This window comes from Methanomethylovorans sp. (genome assembly GCF_050177135.1).
In the GTDB taxonomy this organism is placed as follows: Archaea; Halobacteriota; Methanosarcinia; order Methanosarcinales; family Methanosarcinaceae; genus Methanomethylovorans.
This window is the reverse complement of record NZ_JBFXHJ010000215.1, coordinates 1-2,828: the sequence shown is the minus strand read 5'-3', so window position 1 is coordinate 2,828 and position 2,828 is coordinate 1. Positions and strand designations below refer to the sequence as shown.

Sequence of the window (2,828 nt, the reverse complement as noted above, 5' to 3'; positions counted from 1 at the left end):
TTACCCCTCATCACATTCAGCTGGTCTTTTATAGCCTTTAGTTTGTATTCTTCGCATAGATAATCAAGAATACTGTAGTCTATGGATGACTCGGGGTCATCGACTTCAAACATCCTGGCTAAAGCCATGTTGTATAGCAAGATCTTCCCTTTGAAATCCAGCACCATCATTCCATCAAGGGCATTCTCCATGAAAACTTTGCATTTTTCCTCACTTTCACGATAGTCCCTCAAGATCACTTCTTTTTCATACAAGCTTTTCAAACTGTTGCAGACTGAGAAAAGCATAGTTTTCTCTCCTGAAAGAAAGGGACCTTCATATACCGCCGGGCGTTCCTCCAGATAAAAAACTTCAACAGATACAACTTCTGAATCTGAACAGGTACATGAACAGGAAAGCTTCCAGGGAGTGATCTTGAAATGAGAGGTTTTGAATTTTTTACCGTTTATCATTATCCTGATACAAGCGATCGAAGGAAACTGAAAACCATCAGGTAATATATCTAATACCTGACACACCACATCTCGAAAATCCTTAGTGCTTGCTATTATCTCCGATATCTTACAAATACAGTTAAGTTCTGCATTCTTGCAATCGTCGATTACACTGTTCATTTGCATCACTTAATACATGTAAGATCGAATTAGAAATCATTTACAAGCAATATTGCAATGGATTAAAAGAAACACTATTATGAAGATATCTTTAGGTATGTATATCTACTTTACTAAGACCACAAGTCTTGACACTGCAAAACTCTCCACAATTAAATTTTGATTGTGCTTCAGAAATTTATAGCTAATACATAGAACCTTTTAGTGTTGGGATCAACTTATATCACTGCTTACCTCTTCTATACCAAGGAACTTACATTGAGAGATCCGTTGTTCCGATATTAGATATACAAATGTTTTAAAGAGGGCATAGATTTTAAAATAAAAGGACAACATGTATGGAGAACGATAACCACTTATATAGAATATATACTTATCATCCTTCACTGAATCGTCCATGAACCTTACCACTCCCTGACAACTGGAGAACTCCATCACCGTGCCCTGGGCCATGCGCGGACCCAGGACAACAGCATCCACTTCCATCCCATCGGGGCCTTTTATACCCTCTATATATCCATAGTTAAATATGGTCGGGATCGGGGAGAAAAATACTTTTATGTAGTGATCTCCTGACCTGTTGTATTTAAAAAAACTGTGTTTTGGGGTCTCGATCACAACCTTCATGCAAGGTATTGAACATTATAATTAAAAATGTTTACTGCGCACAAAACACCACACCCGGCGCACCAAGAAATACAGCTTCGTAGACAAAGAGAAAAATGATCTGCTTTATCGTGGATCATCGACCGGAAAGAGCCAGTTCAACTCCTATTATTGAAAATATGCCAGCTTTAGCCCAGTTAACATATTTTCCGGCATTTGGTATTCCCATTATCCTGGACCCAATGAACCCTGCAAATATTGATACCAGGAAAAAGATAAACAACGCCTGGACAAGAAACACGATTCCCAGAAATATCATTTGCAGAGGAATACTTCCAGAACCTGCAATTACGAACTGGGGAAGGAACGCAAGGAAAAAAAGTGAAACCTTCGGATTCAGGAGGTTCATTACAATGCCTCTTTTATAAAGAAGAGGCACATCAGTTTCTTTTACCTCGAAGGATGAAAAGAAAGTTCCGCTTTCCTTTAACGCCTTGAAAGCCAGATAGATGAGATAAAGAGCACCTGCATATTTTACAATCGTAAATGCAATTGCAGAACTGTACACAAGAGCAGATATGCCTAGCGCTGCCGCAGTAGTGTGGAAAAGCAATCCGGTACACAGCCCGGATGCCGTTGCAATCCCGGCCTTTTTCCCCTGGGAAATGCTGATGGAAAGAACAAAAAGAATATCCGGTCCAGGAAGTAAAGTGAGGGCCACAGAGGCAGCAATAAAATAGAGAAGTTGCGTTGGTTCTATCAACAGCTCACCTGTGCCATCGAAAAATGAAACTCAAAACAGGAAAAAGATGGAAGAGAAGAATTAGAGCTGCACGTATCTGGCAATATCCCCAAGGTCTTCCTCTATCCTTAGCAACTGGTTATATTTTGCAGTACGCTCGCTGCGTGCAGGAGCTCCTGTCTTGATGAGATCTGCCCCAATAGCCACAGAGATATCCGAAATGGTAGTATCTTCGGTCTCTGCAGAGCGATGACTGACCACTACAGCATATCCATTGCGGTTTGCAAGCATCGCAGCATCGAATGCTTCAGAGATAGTGCCGATCTGGTTCACTTTCAACAGCAAAGCGCTGGCAGCGCACATCTCGATACCTTTAGCAAGGCGATTGGTATTGGTCACGAAGAGATCATCACCCACAATAAGGGTCTCCCACGCCTCAGAAGTCAGATTTGCAAAATCCTCGAAAGCTTCCTCATGGAAAGGGTCCTCTATGTAGATGATCGGATAGCTGTCTATCAATTCCAGATACAGGTCAGTGAGTTCCCCTGCATCCAGTAACTTGCCATCAATGGAATATGCCTCCCCATCAAAGAACTCTGAAGCTGCAGCATCGAGACCAATAGTGATATCTGATTCTGTATAGCCTGCCTCTTCTATTGCGCTCATCAGGGCATCAAGGGCATCCGTGGTCATTGACAATGGTGGAGCATACCCTCCTTCATATCCAACGTTCGTTGCTGAAGCACCATATTTATCTTCAAGCACCTTGCGCAGGGCGTGATATGTTTCAGCTCCCATCCTCAGGGCTTCTGCATAGCTATCAGATCCCTTTGGCTGTATCATGAACTCCTGAATAGCAAGTTCAT

Annotated in this window: 4 protein-coding genes; all 4 read right to left on the bottom strand. The window is 41.9% G+C overall.

The annotated features are described in order from the left end of the window. Positions 1-614, bottom strand: a 614-nt coding sequence (locus AB7U21_RS11660; protein ID WP_428389236.1) for a hypothetical protein, incomplete at its 3' end; no start/stop codon positions are given. A 213-nt stretch (positions 615-827) separates the two neighbouring features. After that, positions 828-1,241, bottom strand: coding sequence for an inorganic diphosphatase (locus AB7U21_RS11655; RefSeq protein ID WP_333788287.1), 414 nt, complete (start codon positions 1,239-1,241; stop codon positions 828-830). Between the two features lie 115 nt (positions 1,242-1,356). Beyond that, positions 1,357-1,983 carry a LysE family translocator gene (locus tag AB7U21_RS11650; RefSeq protein ID WP_428389234.1) on the bottom strand — a complete coding sequence of 209 codons (627 nt, stop codon included), beginning with the start codon at positions 1,981-1,983 and terminating at the stop codon, positions 1,357-1,359. 60 nt (positions 1,984-2,043) lie between these two features. Then, positions 2,044-2,828: phosphopyruvate hydratase (eno, locus tag AB7U21_RS11645; protein WP_428389232.1), on the bottom strand; the 785-nt coding region annotated here is incomplete at its 5' end.